Raw genomic sequence first — 23,275 nt, 5'->3', positions numbered from 1 at the left:
ACCCGCTGGCTAGCCAAACTTATTTTTCATCCGAAACGTAGTGGACGCGGTAACGCCAGTAGCTCACCGCCCCCAAAACCAACACGCCAATGGCCATATACCAGACAAAGGCAGGGGTTATAACCTGGGCCCCGCTGGCATAACTGTGCAGGCCTACCAGGTAGAAGTTTACCCCGAAATACGTCATCATAATACTGCCGAAGGCCACCACGCTGAGGAAACTGAAGGTCCAAGCGCTGCGCAGGCCCGGGATCAGCCGGGCATGAACCACAAAGGCGTAGACCAGGATGGAGATAAGCGCCCAGGTCTCCTTGGGGTCCCAGCCCCAGTACCGGCCCCAGCTCTCATTAGCCCATTGGCCGCCGAGGAAGTTCCCGATGGTAAGCATCACCAGCCCCACCGTGAGGGCCAGTTCGTTGATGACGGTAAGTTCCTTGAGGTTATGGTGCATACGCTTGCGGTTCTTGCCTGTGGTCAGGATGATGAGCAACAGGCTTACCACCCCGAGGATCATGCCTACGGTAAGCGGCCCGTAACTGGCCACGATAACCGCCACGTGTACCATTAACCAGTAGCTGTTGAGCACGGGTTGCAGGTTGGCGATAGCCGGGTCTACCCAGCTTTGGTGGGCAATCCAGAGCAGCATGGAAGTCACAAAGGCCGAGGCGGCAACGGTCATGTCGCTTTTGCGCCCGAAGAGAAGGCCCATTCCCATACAGGCCCAGGCCACATAGAGGATACTTTCGTAAGCGTCGCTCCAGGGGGCATGGCCCGATATATACCAGCGGATCAATAAACCTGCCGTATGCCAGAGGAATAGCAGCAAGATGGTGCCCTTAAAGAAATAGACCGCAATATCCCATATCCGACGCTCCTTGAAAATCTGGAAGATGAGGATAAAAAAGAGCAACAACCCGCTTAAGGCATAGTACCTATACAGCTTATTGAAAATATCCAGACGGTTGTAAATAACCTCGGTTTTTACCTTGTCTTCGGAAGGGAGGACCGCACTCCCGTTGTTTTCCTGGTTCTGACGGAAAGCCGCCAGGAGCTTTTCGCTTTCCTCATAATCCCCGTCCTGCTGTGCACGTTGCAGGGACATCAGGTAAAAGGAGACCGAATTCTCGATGAAGTTGGAATACAGGGTGTCGGCAACCGGGAAACGGCCGCTTCGGTATTCCAGGGCGGAAATCCATTTGTTATTGGGGTGGTCCAGCAGCGGGAAGATCTTCAGTATGTCCCCGCTCAGGGCCCTGTTAAGCAAGCCCAGCCGCAGGTAGGCGTCCTTGAAGTCCTGCTGGAATTTGTTCGGGTTGTTGGTGGAAAAGGCTTCGCGGAGAACCGGGTCCAGTTTGTTTTTCCCGGCCTCGTCAAAAAAGTCGATCAGGCGTACATAGCGCTGGTCCTGAGGCACCCCGATTAGGTTGCGGATGCTGTCGTTCTGCGACTTTTTATCCAGGGCGATAAACTCGGCCACGGTCCAGAGGTTGGGGCGCATCATCATGGACAGAAGCACCTGGTCTGCGGTAAGCCCTTTGTAATTGTCCTTAAAGCTGATTTTCCGGAGCAACTCGGACGCATAGGTGTTGATGGGTTTCATACGCCCGCCGTCGTCCTGGATCACCAGGTGGCCAAACTTGCGGGCCTGTTCCTCTGGAACTGCCGTGGCCATGATCAGGGAATCGACCGTTTCCATGTCCGGGAGGGCATTGTGCTCATGCCCTGCCGCATCCTGGGCAGACAGGCCTTGCAGCCCCAAAAGGGCCAGCAAAACAAGTGTGGCCCGCTTCTTCTGCAATTCTTCCAGGCGTCGACCCAGATTGCGGAAGCGGGTTTTACCGAAGAACATGATCCCCATGAGCCCGGCATAGAGCAGGAAGTACCCGATATAGGTTACCCAGGTACCCCAGAAGTCGTGGTTTACAGAAAGCACCGTACCCTGTTCGTCCGGGAAAAAGCTCGCCTGGAAAAACCGGTAACCCTGGTGATCCAGTACGTGGTTCATGTAGATATCATAATCGAAGGGGCGCTCCCCCCCTATAGAATCCCTTACGGTTATCTGGCTCATAAAGGAGGCGTATCCCTGTTCCGTGCCGGGGTACTTCTCGGCGATAAAATCGTTGAGTGTAATGGAAAACGGCAGGGTGTGGATCTTGGAACCATAGGCTGCGCGCACCCGTAAAGGCCCTACTGTTACAGGGTCCGAATACTGTTTCCGGCCACGGCCACCCAAAAGAGCGAGCTCCCGGGATTCCCCCCCGGAAGACACGCGGACCACCAGAGCGTCCGGGTCGTTGTCGGTTTGCTCTTCCTCCGGGATCTTCGTTACCTGGAAACTCCCCTGCATAGGAGGCTCGGGCATCACAAACTGCATGGAGCCGATGGTATAGAGGGACCGGAGCATCAGGGGCTGTACGCTGTCCGGGGTAACGGTTCCGCTCAACTGGTCTGCCATGCGCATAAAACTTCCGGAAAACGGGGATTTCATGGTCATGACGCTGTCCGTAACACGGATATTGACCGCCCCGGCTACCTCCCGGTTCAGGCTGAACAGCACGTTGTGGATATTGGCCACCTCCCCTTCTTCCAGGTAGTGGTCGTGGCGGTTCCCGGCACCGGCCTCCACAATTTTCAGGAACGTTTTGCCCTCAGGATCGGGCATAATGCCCATCTTGGCATTTGCTACAAAATTGACATACTCCACCGATACAGGCTGCTCCCCGAACTGCGTCTTCCAGGGCAATGTAGATTGCAGGGCCTGCTCGGTAACAATCAGGTCGTCCTCAAGCTCCTTGCGCTGCATCTGCCCTTCTATCTCCCCATCCAACAGGACAGAGAGGTACGTTTTATCCGAGTAGAAAACATTTTCCGTAGCGCCTTCCCTAATAGGCATACTGCCCTCATAACTGATATAGCGGGTGATAAAGGCCCCCGCGATGATCAGCACCCAGGACAGGTGGAGTAAGAGCACCGGCCATTTTTCCCAACGCAGCAACCGATACCGCTGGATATTCCCGATAAAGTTGATTACAAAGAGCAGCATGATGGCTTCGAACCACCAGGCATTGTAAATCCAGATACGGGCGGTCTCGGTACTGTACCAGCTTTCTATAAAGGTCCCGAAGGCCATGGCCGTTGCCATAGTGACAAACAGGACGGCCATAAGCCGGGTTGAAAAGAGGATATTTTCCAGGGTTTTAAACATAGCCTTGGGCGGAAATGGTTTCGTTACGGGCAAAAATAAGGAGAGAATGCCAAATGGCCCACCCCTTTCTGTTAAGAATGACGCTTCTCCCCCAGGTATATTACTGCCATCGGATAAGTTGTATTTTTGGGGCATGATACACGTGGCGTTAATCGGGAGCGGCAACCTGGCCCACCACCTGGGGAAAGCCTTGTGGGAGGCAGACGGCATTGTCCTGACCCACTGGATGGCCCGGGACCCGGGAAAAATAACCTTTACCCCGGAAGGCTTGTCCGTAGGCCTCATAGGAATCCCCAGGGAAGCCCAACTCGTGCTTGTAGCTATTTCGGACCGGGCCATTGCCACAGTGTCCCGGCAGCTGGAAGGGTATACGGGACTCCTTGCCCATACTTCCGGGGCTACAGCCATGGATGCCTTCCCGAAATCGGTACATGCCGGTGTGTTTTACCCCATCCAGACCTTTTCCCCGGGTTCCGGGGTTTCGCTGGAAGGTGTCCCCGTGCTGATCGAAGCCCAGAGGGCCGCAGACCGCGTGTTGTTATCCGAACTGGCACAGGCCCTCGGCTGCCTCCCCGCCCAGGCCGATTCCACCCAGCGTTTACGGGTACACCTGGCAGCCGTCTTTGCCAATAATTTCACCAACCATATGGCCACATTAGCCCAGGCGTATTGCCGGGACCACAACCTGGATCCGGGCCTGCTGGGGCCCCTGTTGCAGGAAACCTGCCGCAAATGGCAGGCCATGCCCGCACGTGAAGCTCAAACCGGCCCTGCCCGCCGGGCAGATGCTCCTACCCTGGCTGCCCACCGAAACCTTTTGGAAAACAGCCCTTTACTTCCGGTTTACGAACAACTCACCGAATCAATACAATCGATGTATGAAACCAAACTATAAGGAACTCCTAAACGCCATTACCACCTTTGTCTTCGATGTGGACGGAGTGTTTACCGACAGCTCGGTACTGATTACCACCTCCGGGGAACTGCTGCGCAAGATGAGCGTGCGGGATGGCTTTGCTGTAAAGGCAGCGCTTTCGGCAGGATACCGGATTTGCATCATCAGCGGCGGGACGAACGAAGGGGTGCGCCAGCGCCTGCAGGCCCTAGGGGTAACCGACATCTTCCTCGGGGCCGGACACAAAGAAGAGGTGCTCCGGGACTATATGGAAGATTATCAGGTCTCCAGGGGGGAAATGCTCTACATGGGCGACGATATCCCGGATATCCCGGCCATGCGGTACGCCGGGCTTGTGACCTGCCCCCAGAATGCCGCCCCGGAGGTTAAGGCGATCTCGGACTACATCTCCCACCTGAACGGGGGCGAGGGTTGCGTGCGGGATATCATCCAGCAGGTGATGCGCGTACAGGGGAAATGGGAGGACTTTTTCAGCGCGGCCAACGACTGATGGCCCCTGGTTCTGACATACAGCCGGAACACCTGCTGCTGGGGTCGGGGTCGCCCCGCCGGAGGGAACTCCTGCAGGCCCTTGGGTTGCGTTTCGAGGTGGTTTCACCGGATGTGGCGGAACACTACCCGGAAGGGTTGGCCGGGAGTGCCATTACCGACTACCTCTGTGAGCTAAAAGCCCGTGCAGTGCCCTTCGACAAGAAACCGGGGAAGTTGCTGCTTACGGCGGATACCATTGTCTGGCACCAGGGGGAGGTCCTGGAAAAACCGGAAGGGCCGGAACAGGCCCGGGAAGCACTCAGGAGCCTTTCGGGCAACTGGCATGAGGTGATTACCTCGGTTTGTTTCCTTGGCCATTGGGGGATGCAAACCCTCCACGAGATAACCCGGGTTAAGTTTGCCCCTTTGAGTGAAAGTGAAATCGAGGCCTACGTGGCCACGGGTCTGCCCCTGGACAAGGCCGGGGCCTACGGGATTCAGGAATGGATCGGGCTTATAGGGGTGGAAGCCATCGAGGGGTCCTATACCAATGTGGTCGGGCTGCCGACCCATTTGGTTTACAAAACCTTAAAACGTCTGGCTTCGCGCGGATTTTAGGCTACTTTTGACAAAAGAATCGTTATGACCATAAGAATCTCAATAACTGCCGGACTCGCCCTCGCCCTGCTTGGGGCCTGTAATATGGCACCGGCACCTGAAAATTATAAAGATACGGCATCAGCAACCGTGGAAGCCCCTTCTCCAAAGCCGGTTTCGGAAGCTTTCAAGTCCTATTGGTACGCCGGGGTGGCCGAAGTCAGCAGTTACACCCTTAGCCAGGCCCGCTACGGGGAACTGCGGGACGGAAATGCGGTGTTGGTTTACGTTACCGAGCCCTTCAACCCGGAAGCACAGGTCAAAGCCGACAGGCCCGGGCCCAACGCCGTCTCTGTACTCAAACTGAACCGGACCAAGAAGTTCCTCACAGGGATTTATCCCTATTCCATTATGAGCAGTATCTTCTATCCGGTAGGCGACCATATGCATGCCCTGAAAACCACCACTTCCGTACAGGAATGGTGCGGCCACGTATTTACCCAGCTCAATAACCGGGATGCCTTCGAAGTGGAGGCCTTCAGTTATTTCGAAAGCGAGGGCGACCAGAAGCTGCAGCTGCCGAAAAGCATCCTGGAGGATGAACTCTGGACACGCCTGCGGATCCGGCCGGAAGACCTGCCCACGGGCAGTCTTCAGGTCATCCCTTCCCTGGAATACCTGAGGCTGAAACACAAGCCTATTAAGGCCTACCAGGCCGAAATTCAGCTGAGCCCTCAAGGAGCGGAAAGGACCCTGACCCTGTCCTACCCCGAGTTGGAGCGGCGACTGGAAATCCGTTTCGAAGGTGCCTTCCCCCATACCATCCTGGGGTGGCAGGAAACCTACCCGAGCGGGTTCGGGCCCGGGGCCGAAGCCATGACCACATCGGCTGTACTGAAGAAAAAACTCCGCAGCCCGTACTGGAGCCAAAACGCTAACGAAAACCTGGGCCTGAGGGACAGCCTAGGCCTCTGATTATGGAAACCCTTTGGCAGGAATACCAAAACGAGATCATTACCAGCGTGGTTACCATGCTGGTGCTTTTGTTTACCCGTTTCCTTTCCATTCAGGCCATCCGCCGCGTAGGGCGGATATCAGACCTGGATAAAGTGCGCACCCGGCTCATTATAAAGTATGTGATGGTGGGGCACACCCTGGTCTTTATCGTTGCCCTGATTGCCATCTGGGGTGTATCCATCCGCGACCTTGGCATTATCCTTTCCTCAGTGTTCGCGGTCATTGGGGTAGCCCTGTTTGCCAGCTGGTCTATTTTGAGTAATGTCACGGCAGGGGTTATCCTGTTTTTTTCCTTTCCTTTCAAGATCGGCGACCGCATTCGTGTATTGGACAAAGACCTGGGGGAGGATTTTACGGAATTCACTATTGAGGATATCCGCGCCTTCCATGTGCACCTGAGGCAACCCGGTGGGTCGCTTATTACCTATCCCAACAACCTGCTGCTGCAGAAAGCCGTGGCCCTCCTGCCCAGCACTCCGGAGGACAGCGAGGGTTCCGAGGCGCTGTAGGTGTTAAAGAAGTTCTAAAGGGGCCGGCCCTCCGCCTATTTTATTGTTACTTTTAGAGCCGACTAAACTACGACTCATGCGCTTTCCAGCACTCAGATCGCTGCTGTTTCTCATGCTCCCCTACCTGGTACTTGCCCAGGCACCCCAGCCCCCCACTTCGGTTGCATTATACAACGACCTCCAAAAACTCAACTTCCTGGGTTCGGCCCTATATATCGCTGCCCACCCGGATGATGAAAACACCCGCCTGATTTCCTATCTCTCCAATGCGGTACATGCCCGGACGGCCTATCTGTCCCTGACCCGGGGCGATGGCGGGCAGAACCTTATCGGGTCCGAGTTACGGGAGCTGTTAGGCGTCCTGCGCACCCAGGAACTTCTGGCGGCCCGGCGGGTAGATGGCGGGGAACAGTTTTTTACCCGTGCCGTGGATTTCGGGTACTCAAAATACCCGGACGAGACCCTCCGGATCTGGGATAAAGACCAGGTGCTTTCCGATGTGGTGCGCATCATCCGCCAGTTCCGCCCGGATGTCATCGTCAACCGTTTCGACCACCGCACTCCCGGGAGTACCCACGGGCACCATACCTCTTCTGCCATGCTCAGCACGGAAGCATTCGACCTGGCAGCAGACCCGCAGGCATACACCGACCAGTTGGACCAGCTGGAACCCTGGCAGCCCAAACGCCTGTTCCACAACACCTCATGGTGGTTTTATGGCAGTCCGGAAGCCTTCCTGAAGGCGGTAGACCGTTCTGACCTGGTGTCGGTGGACGTCGGAGTCTATTACCCGGAGCGCGGGGTATCCAACAATGAAATAGCCTCCCTGGCCAGCAGCCAGCATAGGTGCCAGGGCTTTGGCCGCCCCCTCCAGCGGGGAAGCGAGGAGGAGTTTCTGGAATTGATTGCAGGCGATTCCCCCAAGGATAATGACCTGTTTGCGGGGATCAATACCACCTGGAGCCGGATCCCCGGCGGAGAAGCCGTCGGGAAGATCCTCGAACCCCTTGAAGCGAATTTTAATTTTGCCAACCCTTCGGTCCACCTCCCGGAATTGCTGGAGGCCTACCAGCGGTTGGAATCCCTGGAGGATGCCCATTGGGTGCCTCTGAAGCGCATAGCCCTGAAGGAACTGATTGCCGGGGTATGCGGCCTGTATCTGGAAGCTTCTGCCTCCGACTATGCAGCCGTACCCGGAAGTACCGCAGGGGTAGGCCTTGAATTACTCAACCGTTCGGGATGGCCGGTAAAGGTATTGGACGTTCAGCTGGCCGGTGCGCGGGTTGCCGACAGCACCTTTGCCCTAGGGCAGAACCAAAAGGTTGTCCTGGAAACCTCCCTGGAAGTTCCTGAGGACCACCCGGGCACTACCCCCTATTGGTTACGGGAGCCCGGTACCCTGGGCAGCTACTCTATCCCCTCCGATGATCTGATCGGCAAACCGGTTACCCCCGCGGCATTTGAAGCGGAAATCACCCTTGCGGTTAACGGACAGGAGTTAACCTTCCACCGGCCCGTCATCCACCGGTACTCGGAACCCGACCAGGGCGAGCGTTACCGGGCCTTTGATATTGTTGACCCCGTAACCGCGTCTTTCGAAGAACAGGTTGCCCTGTTCGCCGACGCCCACCCCAAGGATATCCGGATCCGTGTAAAATCGCATACCGACAAGGCCAGTGGGCAGGTAGCCCTGGACGTACCCCAAGGGTGGCGGGTTACCCCTGAAAGCCAAACATTCAGCCTGGAAGGTAAGGGAGACGAGCAATGGTTCCAGTTCAGCCTGTCCCCACCTGCCAATGCTTCGGAAGGAGCAGTGCGGCCCAGGGTTAGTCTAAACGGCAACATCTACCGGGATGAGCAGATCGATATCGCGTACGAGCACATCCCCACCCAGACGGTTCTGATGCCTGCACGCATCCGCGTGGTACGGCTGGAAGTGAAAAAAGAGGGGCAGCATATCGGATATGTGATGGGCGCCGGAGATGCCATCCCGGAAGCTCTGGAAGCTATCGGGTACACGGTACACCCCCTGCAGACCCAGGACCTGAGCCAGGAGCGCCTCAAGGCTATGGATGCTGTCGTACTGGGCATCCGGGCCTATAACGTCCTGGACGACCTGCCCTTTAAAAACAGCATCCTGATGGACTATGTCAAACAGGGCGGTACCCTGGTGGTCCAGTACAATACTTCCGGAAGGGGAAACCGGGATTTCAGCGACCTGGCCCCCTACCCCTTGCAATTGTCCAGAGACCGGGTTTCCGATGAGAATGCCCCCGTACGCCTGCTGGAACCCCAGCACCCGGTTCTGAATTTCCCGAATGCCCTAACGGCATCCGATTTTGACGGGTGGGTTCAGGAACGCGGTCTCTATTTCCCCGACCAATGGGACGAAGCCTATACCCCGGTGCTTTCCATGAACGACCCGGGAGAACCCGAACGGAAAGGCAGCCTGCTGGTGGCTCCTTATGGGGAAGGACACTATATTTACACCGGGCTTAGCTTTTTCCGGGAAATGCCGGAAGGGGTTTCCGGCGCTTTTAAGTTATTTGCCAACATGCTTTCAATTGGGAAGGCCAACCTGAAGACGGATGCAGTTAAAGGATGAGATGAAGGAAAAAATGGTCTGGAAACCGGCCTACACGCTGGTGCTGGTCCTCAACATCCTCTATGTGTTGCTGTTCTATTACATCATGATATCAAACGCCTGAGATGGCCGCACTAGACTGGATTATACTTTCGGGAACCCTGCTGTTCATTGTCGGCTTCGGGGTCTGGCGCACGCGCGGCAGCCGGGATGTTGAGGACTATGTCCGCGGGGGCAAACGGGCCAAATGGCTCACAGTAGGCCTCTCCGTTATGGCTACCCAGGCCAGCGCCATCACCTTCCTCTCCACCCCCGGGCAGGCGTTCCACGACGGGATGGGGTTCGTGCAGTTCTACTTCGGTCTGCCTTTGGCGATGATCATCATCTGTATGGTCTTTGTCCCCATTTACCACCACCTTAAGGTTTATACGGCCTATGAGTTCCTGGAAAAGCGGTTCGACCTGAAAACCCGGACCCTGGCAGCCCTGCTCTTCCTGGTGCAGCGCGGGCTCTCGGCCGGAATCACGATTTTTGCCCCCTCCATTATCCTTTCCGCCGTGTTGGGCTGGGACCTCACCACCCTGAATATCATCATTGGGATTCTGGTGATTATTTACACGGTTTCCGGGGGAACCAAAGCCGTGAACGTAACCCAGAAGCAACAGATGTTCGTCATCATGCTGGGGATGTTTGCAGCCTTTTTCTTTATCCTCGGGTACCTGCCCACGGATATCAGCTTTGGCAAAGCCCTCAAGGTGGCCGGGGCAAGCGATAAGCTGAACATCCTAAATTTCGACCTGGATACAGACAGCCGGTATACCTTCTGGAGCGGGATAACCGGGGGGATGTTCCTGATGCTGGCCTATTTCGGGACAGACCAGAGCCAGGTGCAGCGCTACCTGTCGGGCAAATCCGTAAGGGAAAGCCAGCTTGGGCTTATCTTCAATGCTATTTTAAAGATCCCCATGCAATTCTTTATCCTGCTGGTGGGGGTCATGGTTTTTGTGTTCTACCAGTACAACCCCTCCCCCCTGAACTTCAACCCCGCGGCCACCAAGGCGGTCCTGGAATCTGAATATGCGCAGCAGTACAAGACCTTACAGGCGGCCCACGAAGAAATCCAGGTAGATAAAAAAATGGCGCAGGATGCCTTCTCCCAGGCGCTGGAGCTGAAGGAATACAGCGCCACTATAGATGCGAAGCAAAACATCCTCAGCATCAACCAACGGGAACGCAACCAGCGGGAGGTAGCACGGGAGCTCATCCGGCAGGCAGACCCGGCTGTGGAAACCAATGACAAGGATTACGTCTTTATCCACTTCATCCTGAACTACCTCCCCCGGGGGGTTATCGGGCTGCTCCTGGCGGTAATCCTCTCGGCTGCCATGTCTTCCACAGCATCGGAACTCAACGCCCTCGGGACCATTACGGCCCTGGACCTGTACAAACGCAACGCCCGGGAAACGGACGACAAGGGCCGGGATTTGCGGATGTCGCGTCTTTTCACCTTCATCTGGGGGGTTATTGCCATTTTGATTGCCTGCGTTGCCGACCTCTTCGACAACCTCATACAACTGGTCAATATCATTGGTTCCATCTTCTATGGAAACGTACTGGGGATCTTCCTGCTGGCCTTCTTTATCCGTTTTGTTCGGGGCAACGCCGTCTTTGTAGCGGCACTCATTACCCAGGTTGTGGTAATTGTAGGGTGGGCCAACGACTGGATGTCCTACCTCTGGCTCAACGCCTTCGGCTGTACCCTTGTCATCCTGCTGGCGCTCCTGCTGGAAGGGTTCGACCGTATGTTAAACCGCCCACCCGTAAGGGTATAAAAAAAACCCGGGCGATACCCGGGTTTTTGTTCTTCTGATTTTAAGGCCTATTCAACGCCCCATTCCTTCAGGGAATCCTGATTCATCTTCACGTAATCGGCATTGTTGGCTTTCTGGGCGGCAGCCAGGGAATTTTTAGCAGCTGCTATAGCCCCTTTCATGTCGCCAAGCTTGGCATAAATGAGGGATTGCTGGCGGGCCATCCAGAAGGCATCAGGGTTCATGGATACCGCTTTATCTATCCATTCTTTGGCCTTCTTCAGGTCCATCCCTTCGGCAAAATAGTAGGAGGCAGCAGAAAAGTAGTCGTTGCCCGAAGGCCCGGCCATCACAGCCTCAATGCTCTTTTTGGCCTTTTCGGCAGTGGGAACCCCAAAGGGAACGCCCACGTAGGTATCCGCCCAGAGGATCCCGATGGAAGCCCCGTTGTTGGTGAGGTCATCTACAGTAATGGTGAAGGTCTCAACCGTGTCATCCATTTTATATACCGGGACGGAGGCTTTAGCCGCAATCTTGCTTTCATCCCACTCCCTGGGAAGCCCGCCGTTGTTGGCATCGGTATAGAAGTAAACCTCCCACTGGTTCATCCCCGGCTTGGTATACAGGGCGTAGGTGCCGGCTGCAAGGGAAGTACCCCCTACGGTAACCGGGTCGCTGAAGCTTACCGTGGTGTTCATGTTGGCCCCGGTCCGCCATACCTTGTCGTAAGGCACCAGGTCCCCAAAGATGGTCCGCCCTTTCATGGACGGGCGGGAATAGGTGATCTTTACTTCGGTAAGGCCCACCATCTGGGTCATTTCCGAATACGGGCTCGGTTGGGGGGTTTGTATCTGGGAATAACCCCAAACCCCTGATAATAAGGCAATAAAAAGAAATACTTGATTTTTCATGGAATGCGGAATTAGGTTTTATCCAAAGCTACGCACAAGGCCAGGGACCAAGTGTTAAAGAAACTCTAAATAAAAACCCGTCAGTAACTCAGGAAGGGTTTGCTCAGGGTTTCTCCCCTGAGGTACAAGGTGAGGTAATATACAGCCGTGCCCAGTCCGGAGATGTCGATACGCCCCGGTTCGGCCTCCGAGGCATTTTCAAAAAGGACCCGCCTCCCGGAAGCATCGAAAACCGCCCGGGCAAGCAGCGTATTGGGGTTCCCCAGGACGTATTCCAGATATTCCGATCCCGGGCTGCGGAACAACACGAGGTCTTCTTCACCTTCTTCGAGGCCCGGGGTTCCGCCCCCGCCATCAGGCGGCCCGCCTCCATCGGGGGGCTCCGGGGCCTCCCCTGGATCTCCCTGTACGACAAAAACCGATGGCGCCAAGGTCACCAAAGCATTGGAAAAGCGTTCCGAACTGATGTAAATTCTGCCTCCCGGCCCTATGGTGATGCCCTCGGTCTGCCCAAAGCCGATCTCCAGCATGTCTTTTCGGGTGCCTTCCGGGAAACCGCCTAGCGCGGGTATTCCGGGCACTGTTATCAGGAACGGCTGCAACTGCTGGCTATATCCCAATAACAGAATCCCCTCTCCCGACGGGTCCGGACTGGCCCCTGTAATAAGGCCTCCCGCATCGTAGGACGTAAGCCGCGTGGCTACGTACTCTCCGGGTGTTTTAGGGAGGTAGTACACGGCCGTACCCCCGGACTGCCACTGCTTGGTGAAAATAAGCAGGGAATCCCCCCTGACAACAAGGGCTTCCGCATCCCAATCGCTGTTGGCGCCCCCTGAAAAATCGGTTTGGTCTTCGTAGGAAAAAGTTGTCAGGGTGGCTGAAACAGAGGTGGAGGCCCTAAAATCCGACTTGCTTACCCGGAGGATCTTCAGATCTGTCCGGGCACCGACATTATTGCCAAAATCAGCAATATAAAGGTACTGCTCGTCCTGTGCCAGGTCCTCCCAGTCGGTATTCTCAACCCCCTCTATCACCACTTCCCGCGTTATGGCCAGGGTAGTTGTATCCAGTTCGTACAGGACGGGGGAATTCCCGGAATCGTTGTGGGTAATGAAACGGTTTCCCAGCAGGAGCAACCCCGAGCTCTCCTGCACGGTTTCGGGCATGGTGCCCAGCAAATCCACTGGAATCTGGGCATAGAGGCCTGCATGACCCGCTACCAGAAGTAAAAGCCCGAACATCCGCTTAATCGCCATAGTCGAAAGGTACAAAATTCACAGGTCTGCCCAGAGATATTAGATAAAGGCCGCGGGCCTCTCGACAAGGCGCAGAACATGCCCAAAATCTTAGTATACGTTTAACTATTTATGTTTTTGTTTAAACAAAACCTTCGTAATTTTGTCAAAACCGTGTCTATGTACCGATTATCCGCCGAGCAGTACCTGCCCATCTCCGTTAAAGAAGCCTGGTCGTTTCTTTGTGACCCATCCAATTTGGAGAAAATCACCCCGCCCCACATGCATTTCGATATCCGGTGCGACGGATCCCAGCCCATGTATGCCGGGCAGGTAATCCATTACCGGGTTTCCCCTTTTAAAGGGTATACCACCCGCTGGGTTACTGAGATCACCCACGTACGGGAGGGGGAATTTTTCGTGGACGAACAGCGTTTCGGGCCTTACCGTTTCTGGCACCACAAACACCTTATTGAGCCAGTGGAAGGCGGGGTATGCATGCGGGACATTGTAGATTACAAAATTCCTTTAGGACCGCTAGGCCATTTGGCCCACGGAATTTTTGTAAAAAGGCAGCTACAAGGCATTTTCCGGTTTCGGGAGCACGCCCTGACCGAACGCTTTGGCAATATGGCAGGTAAAAAGACGCAACTGCGCATTGAAAAGATATAACACTATGAAAAAGAATATCCTTATTATCGGGGCTTCTTCCGGGATTGGCCTGGAACTGGCCAAATCCCTGGCTACAACCCACGAGGTATACGGTGCTTCCCGGAACGAAGGGGGGCTTGCAGAACTGGGGGTCACCCATTTTCCCTTGGATGTTACCGGGGATATATCCTTTCCGGATGGGCTGCCGGAACACCTACACGGTCTGGTTTACTGCCCCGGGAGCATAAACCTGCGCCCCTTCAAAATGCTCAGCACTGAAGCCTTCCAGGAAGATATGGAGTTAAATTTTATGGGGTTGGTCCGCGTGCTGAAAGTAATAATGCCGCGAATGGCCGAAGGGAGCAGTATGGTTTTCTTTTCCACTGTGGCGGTGGGCAGCGGAATGCCGTTCCACACCAGCGTCGCTGCATCCAAAGGGGCTATTGAAGGCTTTGCCAGGGCCCTGGCGGCAGAATATGCCCCTAAGGTGCGGGTAAATGTAATTGCCCCGTCCCTGGTAGACACCCCCCTGGCTTCCCGCCTGCTGAACAACGAAGCCAAACAGGAGAAAATGGCGCAGCGCCACCCCCTGAAACGCGTGGGCAAACCAGAAGATATCGCCGCCATGGCGGCCTTCCTTCTTTCCGACCAGAGCAGTTGGATGACCGGACAGGTCCTCGGGGTCGATGGCGGAATTTCCTCATTAAACCTGAGTTAGGCCAATGGAGGGTATGGGCATATTCTGGTTTCGTCGCGACCTGCGCCTGGAGGACAACCACGGCCTGCACCAGGCTTTGGCCCAGTGCGAGAAAGTCCTGCCCATTTTTATTTTTGACCCGAATATCCTGGACGAACTCCCCCGGGACGATGCCCGGGTTACCTTTATCCGGAAACGGCTCGGGCAGATGAACCACACCCTGCACTCCAAGGGCTACGGCACCATCCGCATCTACTACGGAAGCCCGAAGGAGGTGTTCCAACAGATTATTGCGGAATTCCCGGTGGCGGGTGTGTACGCCAATACCGACTATGAGCCCTATGCCCGGGAACGGGATGCAGAGATCGAGAAACTCCTGCAAGGTGAGCAGATCCAGTTGCAGACCTTTAAAGACCAGGTGATCTTCGAAAAGAACGAGGTCGTAAAGGACGATGGGGATCCCTACGTGGTGTACACCCCTTTCATGAAAAAATGGAAGTCCCGATTCCAGGATGAGCACCCGCCCCTTAACTACGACTCCGAAACAGGATGGGACAAAATCCTTCCCGGGGGTGAGGACCAGCAGTTATCCCTGGAAGAGATGGGGTTTCGGGAATCCGGGATACAGGTGCCGGAATTCGATATGGGCCGGAAGTTAGTGGATCAGTATGAAGACACAAGGAATTACCCGGCCAAGGATGGCACCTCCCACCTGGGCCCTCACCTGCGGTTTGGAAGCGTGTCGGTGCGCCAGGCGGTCCGGCAGGCACTGAAAAGCGAGAATGAAACTTTTTTGGAGGAACTCATCTGGAGGGAATTCTTTATGCAGATTCTCTGGCACTTCCCCAGGACGGTCCACGAGGCGTTTAAAAAACCCTACGACCGCATTACCTGGCGCAATGACGAGGCGGAGTTCGAGAAATGGAAGCAAGGCCGTACCGGGTACCTGCTGGTAGATGCCGGCATGCGGGAACTCAACCAAACCGGGTATATGCACAACCGGGTGCGGATGCTGGTAGCCTCCTTCCTCTGCAAACACCTGCTTATCGACTGGCGGTGGGGCGAGGCTTATTTTGCTGAAAAACTACTGGACTATGAAATGGCCAGCAATGTGGGCAACTGGCAGTGGGCAGCGGGCAGCGGTGTAGACGCCGCCCCTTACTTCCGGATTTTTAACCCCATGACCCAGGTAGATAAATTCGACAAGGAGAAAACGTATATCCGCCATTGGGTACCCGAATGGGACACCGCGCAGTACCCCGAACCCATGGTAGACCACAAAATGGCGCGGGAACGGTGCCTGACCACTTACAAGGCGGCCCTGGACGGGCCTACCAGCTAAGCTGGGAGAGCTGTTGCTCCAGTTGTAGCTGTTGTTCCTTTCGGAATTCCAGTATTTTCAGGTAACGCAGCGCCTCCCGCGTACCGAATTGGGCGTAGGAATCACGGGCCCACTGAAGGGCCGCATCCAGGTCTCCGTTAATCTCGTTGATAATGGCCATATTGTAATGGGCCCTCCCGGCAATCTTGTCTTTGGGGTGGGTTACCTCCTGTTCCCACAGGTTGGCAGCCCCATCCCAATCTCCGGTCTGTGCCAGCCGCCGGCCTGTCACAAAGGCATCGGTGCCCCTCACAAAATAATCGCGGCCTACCCGTACCCGCGTGGGTTCCAGCCGGCCCGCATGACCGTAGCCCATCCGGCGGGAGCGCTCCATTACCAAATCTTTTCGAAGGCCTATGGATTCCAGGGCTGCTACGGGGTTGATCCCCTGCCCGCCCACACGGAAGGTTTCTGTATATGTCATTACATCCAGGGGAAGCGGGGCCTGGGGCAGGTAAATCCGCCACCCCTTCCGGATAGCTGTATGCAATTGCAGGTTGTGGGCAGGCACGCGGACGGAAACCCCGAAATCGTTGGGCACCTCCATCATACCCAGGGAAAGGTCTACCCGGGTATCCGTATCGTAAAAGGAAAGGGAAAAGACGGCATCCAGCCCATAAGCGTCACATATTTCCCTGAGCTGCTGCTGCCGCAGGGGGGTAGGCATGAGTTTCCCACCCCGGGCCACCCCGGGAACACTGTCCAGGACCACGACAACCTGGAACCTGCCAGAGAGTCTGAGGCGTTCTGCCAGGCCCTCGACGGCTGCCCGGGCCCCTTCCCGGTCCAGTTGCATGCCCTCAGCCGAAAGGATGGCGTCTATTTTGGCCAACCCCCGGTTGGCCTCAGAGGGTTCGGAACGGTCGATGATCCCTACGCGCTGTACTTCGGGCGGCAGGCTTACGGCCGCCGGTTCGGTTACCGTCATGCTCAGGCGGTTGGTGGCGCTGCAACCCGTGAGGATAGCACCGGCAAGGACGGTTAGTATCAGGTCTGTAGCTTTCATATGAGATTGTTTATCAGCCCCTCCGAAGAGGTGGGCTCCTACTATCTAACGCATTTCCGGCCCGATATTGCAAACCCTTCGACCAACGGCACGCCCTGGTTCCAAAAAGGGCATTTTTTTGATATCTTTAACCTTCCCGGCTCAATTCCGGGGACACATCAAAATTTTCCAACTACTATGAGAACACGCATACTGCTCCTGGGGCTCATGCTGGCGGCATTTACCGCCCAGTCCCAGAAAATGACCCGTGCCAAAAAAGCCATTGTGGCCTCCGTGGAGGCCCATAAGGCCGAACTGATACGCATCAGCGATTCCATTTGGGCCGCCGCGGAAACCGCCTTCGAGGAAAGTACTTCCGCCACGCTCCTGGCCAATTATGCAGAGAAAAACGGCTTCCGGGTAGAACGGGGTGTAGCGGGGATGCCAACCGCCTTCGTGGCCACCTATGGCAGTGGCAGCCCGGTAATTTCCGTGCTGGGCGAATACGATGCCCTCCCCGGTATTTCCCAAAAGGCGCAACCCACCAAGGAACCTCTTAACGAAGGGGCTGCCGGCCATGGGTGCGGGCACAACCTTTTCGGTACGGCCAGCCTGGCCTCGGCCATCGCCGTGAAGGAATGGATACAGCAGGAAGGGATTTCCGGAACGGTAAAATTCATGGGGACCCCGGCGGAGGAAAAATTCTTCGGAAAAATCTGGATGGTACGCGAGGGGGTCTGGGACGATGTCGATGTAAATGTGAGCTGGCACCCGGCAGCCCAAACTGAGGCAGACGTACAGAGCACCCTGGCTTTGGTCGATTTTAAGGTGGAGTTCTTCGGGCAGGCCGCCCATGCCTCTGCCGACCCCTGGAACGGGCGGAGCGCCTCGGATGCCCTGGAGCTATATACCACCGGGATCAATTATTACCGGGAACACATCAAACCCACAGTCCGGATCCATTACCACATCCAGGATGGCGGGCAGGTGGTTAACGTGGTCCCCGACTATTCCAAGATCTGGGTCCGGGTACGGGATACCAAACGGGAAGGGATGATGCCCGTGTACGAACAGGTCCGGAAAATGGCCGAAGGTGCTGCCATCATGGCTAATGTAGATTACAAGATATCCCTCATTTCCGGGATCTACGAGGTCCTGCCCAACCGGGCCGGAGGGGAAATCATGCAACAGAACCTGGAATTGCTGGGGCCCATAACCTACACAGATGCCGAGCAGGACTTTGCCCGGGGGATACAGGCAGCCACCGAGAAACCCCAGGTAGGTATGGACAGTAGTATCCGGCCCCTGGAGCCCACAAAGGAGCACCCCGGTGGTGGTTCTACCGATGTTGGGGACGTGAGCTGGAATGTAGCCAATATTAACCTGGGTGTTACCACCGCCCCCAAGGACACCCCCTGGCACTCCTGGGCTGTGGTAGCCTGCGGCGGGATGAGTATTGGCCATAAGGGCATGTTATACGCCGCGAAGGCCATGGGTATGACCATGGCAGACCTCTTTGAGAACCCCAAATGGGTTGAAAAGGTTAAGGCAGAATATCTTGAGCGCAAGGGAGATACCCAATATGTGCCCATCATCCCGGAAGGCCCGCCCCCAATCGGGGATGTTAAATAAGTTATGGAGTACACGCTCATAGACAACGAAGCCCGGAAACGGTACGAATTCCAAATAGGGGAACATACGCCCCTTATTGAGTATATCCGTACAACGGACAAAATCTACCTGACCCATACCGAAGTGCCGGAGGCGCTTAGCGGGCAGGGTATCGGAACAGCGCTAATTGGCGCGGCCCTCCGGGATATTGAGGCAAAGGGGCTTACCCTGGTACCCCTCTGCCCGTTTGTAGCCCTTTACCTGAAGCGGAACCCGGAATGGAAAAGGCTTGTCCTGAAAGGCATCAACATCGCATAATATGGCTCAAGAAGAAATAGAAAAGGAATATGCCAAGGGCGACTTCCACATTATCTGGAAGCCCCGCAAATGCATCCATTCGGGGATTTGCGTCAAGAAGCTGCCGGAGGTGTACCTGCCGGACAGTAAACCCTGGATAAGACCGGAGAACGCCTCCGTGGAGGCCCTCAAAGCGCAGATCCTGAAGTGCCCCTCCGGGGCCCTGACATTCCGGGAGGAAGGAGCAGAAGGCGGGAGTGTGAAACCCAGAGCCTTGCAAGCCCGCCTGGTACCGGGAGGTCCCCTTATGATTAAAGGGGATATCGCCCTGGAAGTAGAGGGCAAGGTGGAGCATTTGGAAGGAAACACGGCTTTTTGCCGGTGCGGTGCCTCTTCCCGCAAACCTTTTTGCGACGGCAGCCACAAGGAGGTCGATTTCGATTCCTGAAAATGGCCGCCAGTGCCCTCTCTTATTCCTACAGATCTGGGATTATAGAGGGTGCCATTGGGACAGGACTGTAATCCGGGGAGTCCTGGCTATCTGAAAAACCCACCCCGGCAAAATGTATTCAGAATGCCTGTAAAAACCTTTCCGTTGGGGTTCCCCTGGGATACCCCGGATCCATTCCTGTTTTGCGTTCACCACCTGGACCGGTTTCCGGAAGGGAACGAAAATATGGGGCCGAAGGCCTCCCTGGCCGGCCGTTTACTGGGCAATGATTTTACCCTTCGCGACGGGTGGCGGATGTATCATGGCCGAACGGTACCCGGATTCCCGGCCCACCCCCATTGCGGCTTTGAAACCGTAACCCTGGTAACACAGGGGTTTTGCGACCACTCGGATTCCCTGGGCGCCGCAGCCCGATTCGGACAGGGCGATGCCCAGTGGATTACTACCGGCAAGGGGTTACAGCACTCCGAGATGTTTCCCCTGCGCAACCCGGATGCCCCGAATACCCTGGAACTGTTCCAGATCTGGCTCAACCTGCCGGCACGCAGCAAACACGTGGCCCCCTACTTCCAGATGTTGTGGAAAGAGTCCCTCCCGGACCTTAGGCAGGAAGGGTGTCGGGTACGGCTGGTAGCCGGGCATTTCAGCGGGCAGAATGCCCCTTCCCCACCCCCGGACAGCTGGGCATCGGACCCCAACAACCATGTAACCATTGGCCTAATAGACCTCGAACCCTCCGGCAGTATTACCCTTCCGGCCATCCCTGAAGGGGTTAACCGCAGGGTTTACCTTTTTGAGGGTGGGCAGGCCACCGTCCGGGATACGGCCTTGTCTGCCGGACATGGTGCAGACCCGGGTAGAGAAGAAACAACTATCACCGCGGGAGATAGCCCGTGCAGGCTGCTCTGGTTGCAGGGAAGGGCGATTTCCGAACCCGTGGCCAAGTACGGCCCCTTTGTAATGAACCGACCCGAAGAGATTGAGGCGGCCCTGGCCGACTTCCGACGGACGGAGTTCGGCGGGTGGCCCTGGGACAGGCCGGACCCGGTACACGCCCGCGAAAAGGGGCGCTTTGCCCTCTTCCCGGATGGGAAGGAGGTAGTAAAGGCTTAAGCTTGCTTTTTGAAGGAACCCAGCAGGGATAAAACCATGCGGACCAGCCACAGGGTTAGGGGCAACAGGACCACGGCATAACTGTACCCCCAGAATATCCGGGAGGCAGCCTCCCCGCCTACGAAGGTGTTGCCAGGGCTGAAATTATTGGCAAAATTCCCGGAAAGCCCATAGGATACGGGCCACCAGAGTACCGCAATCACCAGGGCTGCTTTGAACCCTATCCGCACTTTACCGGACCACCAGGGAAAGGCTTTGCCGAAACCCGAGGATGCAGCTTCCAGAAATATGGGAAAGGCGATAAGGGCTACCCAGAACAGGGCATTACCCAGGGGGACAAAGGGTTTCTCCAATAAAGGGTACACGAATAGCGCAGGGTTGAGCATAAGCAGGGTCAGGAAAAGGAGTAAGTAGCTTCCGGCAACGCCCGCGGTAACCCATTTCCGATTCATGCCTGAAGTTTTAAACCCGCGTTATCCGGGCACCAATGGCCTGGAGCCTCGTGTCTATCGCCTCGTATCCGCGGTCTATCTGTTCGATGTTATGAATTGTAGAGGTCCCTTTGGCCGACAGGGCTGCGATAAGAAGGGAAATACCTGCCCGGATATCCGGAGAAGTCATGGTGGTAGCTTTGAGGGATGACTTGAAATCGTGTCCGATAACCGTAGCCCGGTGGGGGTCGCAAAGGATGATCTTGGCTCCCATATCCAGCAATTTATCCACAAAGAACAGGCGGCTTTCAAACATCTTCTGGTGGATGAGTACTTCCCCCTTGGCCTGGGTAGCCACTACCAGGATTATACTCAGCAGGTCCGGAGTGAGGCCCGGCCACGGGGCATCGGCAATGGTCAGGATAGAGCCGTCTATGTATTGCTGGATGGCGTAGCCCTCCTTATGGGCCGGGATATAAATGTCTTCTCCCCGCCTTTCCACCGTAATACCCAGCTTGCGGAAGGTCCCGGGGATGAGACCCAGGTCGTCCCAACTGACATTCTTGATGGTCAGTTCGCTTCGGGTCATGGCGGCCAGGCCAATCCAGCTCCCGATTTCTATCATGTCCGGCAACATGGTATGGGTGGTTCCTGCAAGGGATTCCACCCCCTCTATGACCAGCAGGTTAGAGCCAATCCCGGAAATCTTAGCCCCCATGCGGTTGAGCATCTTGCAGAGCTGCTGCAGGTACGGCTCACAAGCCGCGTTATATATAGTCGTAGTACCTTCGGCCAGTACGGCTGCCATTACGATGTTGGCCGTTCCGGTTACGGAAGCCTCATCCAGGAGCATGTAGGCCCCTTTCAGGGTATCGGCTTCCACTCCGTAGAAATGCTCCTCCCGGTTATACCGGAAACGGGCCCCCAGTTTCATAAAGCCCTCGAAGTGGGTATCTAGTCTGCGGCGCCCGATTTTATCGCCCCCCGGCTTGGGGATAAAGCCCTGGCCAAAACGCGCCAGCAGCGGCCCCACCAGCATGATGGAACCCCTCAGGGCCCGGCCGTCCAGCTTAAAAGCTTCGGATTGCAGGTACCCCAGGTTGATGTCATCGGCTTTGAAGGTATAGGAACCTTTGCCTTTCTTCTGGATTTTCACCCCCAGGTTCTCCAGAATGGCAATGAGTTTATTGACATCTACAATATCGGGGATGTTGTTGATGGTAACCTTATCGGCCGTGAGTAATACGGCACATAGGATCTGGAGAGCTTCGTTTTTGGCCCCCTGCGGGGTAATCTCCCCCTGGAGGCTATGGCCGCCTTCTATTCGGAAAGTACCCATTGCTTAATAGCGTTTTTTACCGCGGTTGCCGCGGGATCCGCCTTTTTTGCCACTGCCGCCACTGCTGCTGCGGTTGGAGCGCGCGGCCCGCTGCTTGAGGAACTGGCCGCTCTCCGTGAGGTTCTCCCCCTCCGAGGCCAGGTCAATCTGGCCGTCGCTGAGCTCCAGGAGGTGTTGGAAAATCACCTTGTCGTCTACCGTATCCTTATTCCAGTTCAGGTAGCACTTTTTCATGTGATTGGCTATGGCATATTCCAGCCCGGAGCGCTTGTCTCCCTCTTCCCACTGTACGGCCTGGTCTATCATCCTCTTGATGTTGTTGCCGTAAAACCGGTACTTGGGGTGGTTCTGCGGATACCCCAGCGGTTCGGGGCGCTGGTGCAGTACCTCCCTGTCCGGGATGGGGTACGGGGAATCCACCTCTAACTTAAAGTCGGACATGATGAAGAGCTGGTCCCAGAGCTTGTGCTGGAAATCCGGGACATCGCGCAGGTGGGGCTGCATGTTGCCCATGCAACTGATTATGGCGTTGGCAATGCGGTTGCGCTCGTCGCGGTCCTCGATGCCAACGGCATAATCGACCATCTTTTGAAAATGCCGCCCGTATTCCGGAATGTGGAGATAGGGCCGCTCTGTATTGTATTCCAGGTTATAAACCGGGTTTGAAGGCGTATCCAATAGAAATAGAATTGTGTAAACGTGAAGATTCTCTGTACGGGTGCAAAGTACCAAAAAAACCCGAAATAACCATGTCAGAGGGAGATTACACCCCCTATTTCCCCTACCTCCCGGTACTTTTCAATAACCTGGTCCGGACCTTTCAGGTTTACGGTAACCGAAAGGCTGGTATACTTGCCATTCCTGGATTTCTTGGTCTGGATAACCGCTCCGGTGTTGTTGAAGATGGCGCCAATGGCCGCCTGCTTCTCCTTATCGGTAGGAATGATGAATTTATAAAGGTAATCCGCCGGCCATCGGGTGGATTTTTGTAACTCTTCTTTGAGCCTGGCGTAGAATGCCTCCGGATCGTTCTTGTCCATACCCATATCTTTTTTGCAAAGAT

General features: G+C 55.8%; 22 protein-coding genes. 14 read left to right on the top strand and 8 right to left on the bottom strand.

Features of this window, described 5'->3' with window-relative positions:
- Window positions 1–19: 19 nt before the first annotated feature.
- On the bottom strand, window positions 20–3,205 hold the full coding sequence (gene ccsA, locus CA832_RS07780; protein ID WP_088341018.1) for a cytochrome c biogenesis protein CcsA: 3,186 nt from the start codon (window positions 3,203–3,205) through the stop codon (window positions 20–22).
- 133 nt (window positions 3,206–3,338) lie between these two features.
- Between ccsA and CA832_RS07775 the strand changes: the two genes are divergently transcribed.
- From CA832_RS07775 to CA832_RS07745, 7 genes are all read left to right on the top strand, one after another.
- Window positions 3,339–4,100: a Rossmann-like and DUF2520 domain-containing protein gene (locus tag CA832_RS07775; protein ID WP_158211903.1), complete on the top strand. Its 762-nt coding sequence runs from the start codon at window positions 3,339–3,341 to the stop codon at window positions 4,098–4,100.
- Window positions 4,084–4,611 carry a KdsC family phosphatase gene (locus CA832_RS07770; RefSeq protein WP_088341016.1) on the top strand — a complete coding sequence of 176 codons (528 nt, stop codon included), beginning with the start codon at window positions 4,084–4,086 and terminating at the stop codon, window positions 4,609–4,611. Before CA832_RS07775 ends, CA832_RS07770 begins: the two co-directional genes overlap by 17 nt.
- The gene (locus tag CA832_RS07765) at window positions 4,578–5,210 is read left to right on the top strand and encodes a Maf family nucleotide pyrophosphatase (protein WP_233131766.1); all 633 of its coding nucleotides are present in this window, start codon (window positions 4,578–4,580) and stop codon (window positions 5,208–5,210) included. The genes CA832_RS07770 and CA832_RS07765 overlap by 34 nt, the downstream gene beginning before the upstream one ends.
- Before the next feature lie 24 nt (window positions 5,211–5,234).
- Entirely contained in the window at window positions 5,235–6,164 is a 930-nt protein-coding gene (locus CA832_RS07760) for a septum formation inhibitor Maf (RefSeq protein ID WP_088341014.1), read from the top strand.
- Between the two features lie 2 nt (window positions 6,165–6,166).
- Window positions 6,167–6,715 (top strand): mechanosensitive ion channel family protein, encoded by a 549-nt coding sequence (locus CA832_RS07755; protein WP_088341013.1) that lies wholly within the window; start codon window positions 6,167–6,169, stop codon window positions 6,713–6,715.
- 76 nt (window positions 6,716–6,791) lie between these two features.
- Window positions 6,792–9,320, top strand: a complete 2,529-nt coding sequence (locus CA832_RS07750) for a PIG-L family deacetylase (RefSeq protein ID WP_088341012.1) — start codon at window positions 6,792–6,794, stop codon at window positions 9,318–9,320.
- Between the two features lie 104 nt (window positions 9,321–9,424).
- Entirely contained in the window at window positions 9,425–11,131 is a 1,707-nt protein-coding gene (locus CA832_RS07745) for a sodium:solute symporter (RefSeq protein ID WP_088341011.1), read from the top strand.
- Between the two features lie 47 nt (window positions 11,132–11,178).
- Here the strand turns inward: CA832_RS07745 and CA832_RS07740 are convergent, their stop codons facing one another.
- Together CA832_RS07740 and CA832_RS07735 are read right to left on the bottom strand one after the other, a co-directional pair.
- Window positions 11,179–12,021, bottom strand: coding sequence for a DUF2911 domain-containing protein (locus tag CA832_RS07740; RefSeq protein ID WP_088341010.1), 843 nt, complete (start codon window positions 12,019–12,021; stop codon window positions 11,179–11,181).
- An 80-nt stretch (window positions 12,022–12,101) separates the two neighbouring features.
- On the bottom strand, window positions 12,102–13,277 hold the full coding sequence (locus CA832_RS07735) for a hypothetical protein (RefSeq protein WP_143542350.1): 1,176 nt from the start codon (window positions 13,275–13,277) through the stop codon (window positions 12,102–12,104).
- A 159-nt stretch (window positions 13,278–13,436) separates the two neighbouring features.
- On the opposite strand from CA832_RS07735, the gene CA832_RS07730 reads away from it, so the two are divergent.
- From CA832_RS07730 to CA832_RS07720, 3 genes are read left to right on the top strand one after another with little or no spacing between them, the layout of a single operon-like run.
- Complete coding sequence (locus CA832_RS07730) at window positions 13,437–13,928, top strand: SRPBCC family protein (RefSeq protein ID WP_317042270.1); 492 nt, start codon at window positions 13,437–13,439, stop codon at window positions 13,926–13,928.
- Between the two features lie 4 nt (window positions 13,929–13,932).
- Window positions 13,933–14,625, top strand: coding sequence for an SDR family NAD(P)-dependent oxidoreductase (locus CA832_RS07725; protein WP_088341008.1), 693 nt, complete (start codon window positions 13,933–13,935; stop codon window positions 14,623–14,625).
- Between the two features lie 4 nt (window positions 14,626–14,629).
- Entirely contained in the window at window positions 14,630–15,946 is a 1,317-nt protein-coding gene (locus CA832_RS07720) for a cryptochrome/photolyase family protein (protein ID WP_088341007.1), read from the top strand.
- Here the strand turns inward: CA832_RS07720 and CA832_RS07715 are convergent.
- A complete protein-coding gene (locus CA832_RS07715; RefSeq protein ID WP_088341006.1) occupies window positions 15,936–16,991 on the bottom strand; it encodes a DUF6340 family protein in 1,056 nt (351 codons plus the stop codon). The genes CA832_RS07720 and CA832_RS07715 overlap by 11 nt on opposite strands.
- A gap of 177 nt (window positions 16,992–17,168) precedes the next feature.
- Here CA832_RS07715 and CA832_RS07710 point away from each other — a divergent pair, with 177 nt between their 5' ends.
- The 4 genes from CA832_RS07710 to CA832_RS07695 all read left to right on the top strand — a co-directional run bounded on the left by CA832_RS07710 (window position 17,169) and on the right by CA832_RS07695 (window position 20,442).
- The gene (locus CA832_RS07710; RefSeq protein WP_088341005.1) at window positions 17,169–18,602 is read left to right on the top strand and encodes an amidohydrolase; all 1,434 of its coding nucleotides are present in this window, start codon (window positions 17,169–17,171) and stop codon (window positions 18,600–18,602) included.
- Window positions 18,603–18,605: 3 nt separating this feature from the next.
- Entirely contained in the window at window positions 18,606–18,899 is a 294-nt protein-coding gene (locus tag CA832_RS07705) for a GNAT family N-acetyltransferase (RefSeq protein ID WP_088341004.1), read from the top strand.
- Between the two features lies 1 nt (window position 18,900).
- Complete coding sequence (locus tag CA832_RS07700; RefSeq protein ID WP_088341003.1) at window positions 18,901–19,326, top strand: (4Fe-4S)-binding protein; 426 nt, start codon at window positions 18,901–18,903, stop codon at window positions 19,324–19,326.
- 126 nt (window positions 19,327–19,452) lie between these two features.
- Complete coding sequence (locus tag CA832_RS07695) at window positions 19,453–20,442, top strand: pirin family protein (RefSeq protein ID WP_088341002.1); 990 nt, start codon at window positions 19,453–19,455, stop codon at window positions 20,440–20,442.
- On the opposite strand, the gene CA832_RS07690 is transcribed toward CA832_RS07695, so the two are convergent.
- From CA832_RS07690 to CA832_RS07675, 4 genes are all read right to left on the bottom strand, one after another.
- On the bottom strand, window positions 20,439–20,894 hold the full coding sequence (locus tag CA832_RS07690; RefSeq protein ID WP_088341001.1) for a hypothetical protein: 456 nt from the start codon (window positions 20,892–20,894) through the stop codon (window positions 20,439–20,441). The genes CA832_RS07695 and CA832_RS07690 overlap by 4 nt on opposite strands.
- Window positions 20,895–20,904: 10 nt before the next feature.
- Window positions 20,905–22,212, bottom strand: a complete 1,308-nt coding sequence (gene murA, locus CA832_RS07685) for a UDP-N-acetylglucosamine 1-carboxyvinyltransferase (RefSeq protein ID WP_088341000.1) — start codon at window positions 22,210–22,212, stop codon at window positions 20,905–20,907.
- Window positions 22,213–22,215: 3 nt separating this feature from the next.
- Entirely contained in the window at window positions 22,216–22,890 is a 675-nt protein-coding gene (locus CA832_RS07680; RefSeq protein ID WP_088340999.1) for a DUF4290 domain-containing protein, read from the bottom strand.
- Between the two features lie 74 nt (window positions 22,891–22,964).
- Window positions 22,965–23,252 carry a DUF493 family protein gene (locus tag CA832_RS07675; protein ID WP_088341407.1) on the bottom strand — a complete coding sequence of 96 codons (288 nt, stop codon included), beginning with the start codon at window positions 23,250–23,252 and terminating at the stop codon, window positions 22,965–22,967.
- Window positions 23,253–23,275: the final 23 nt, after the last annotated feature.

Source organism: Robiginitalea sediminis, assembly GCF_002198115.1.
Lineage (GTDB): Bacteria > Bacteroidota > Bacteroidia > Flavobacteriales > Flavobacteriaceae > Robiginitalea > Robiginitalea sediminis.
Note: the sequence above shows the minus strand (reverse complement) of the source record. Positions and strands in the feature narration are given on the sequence as shown.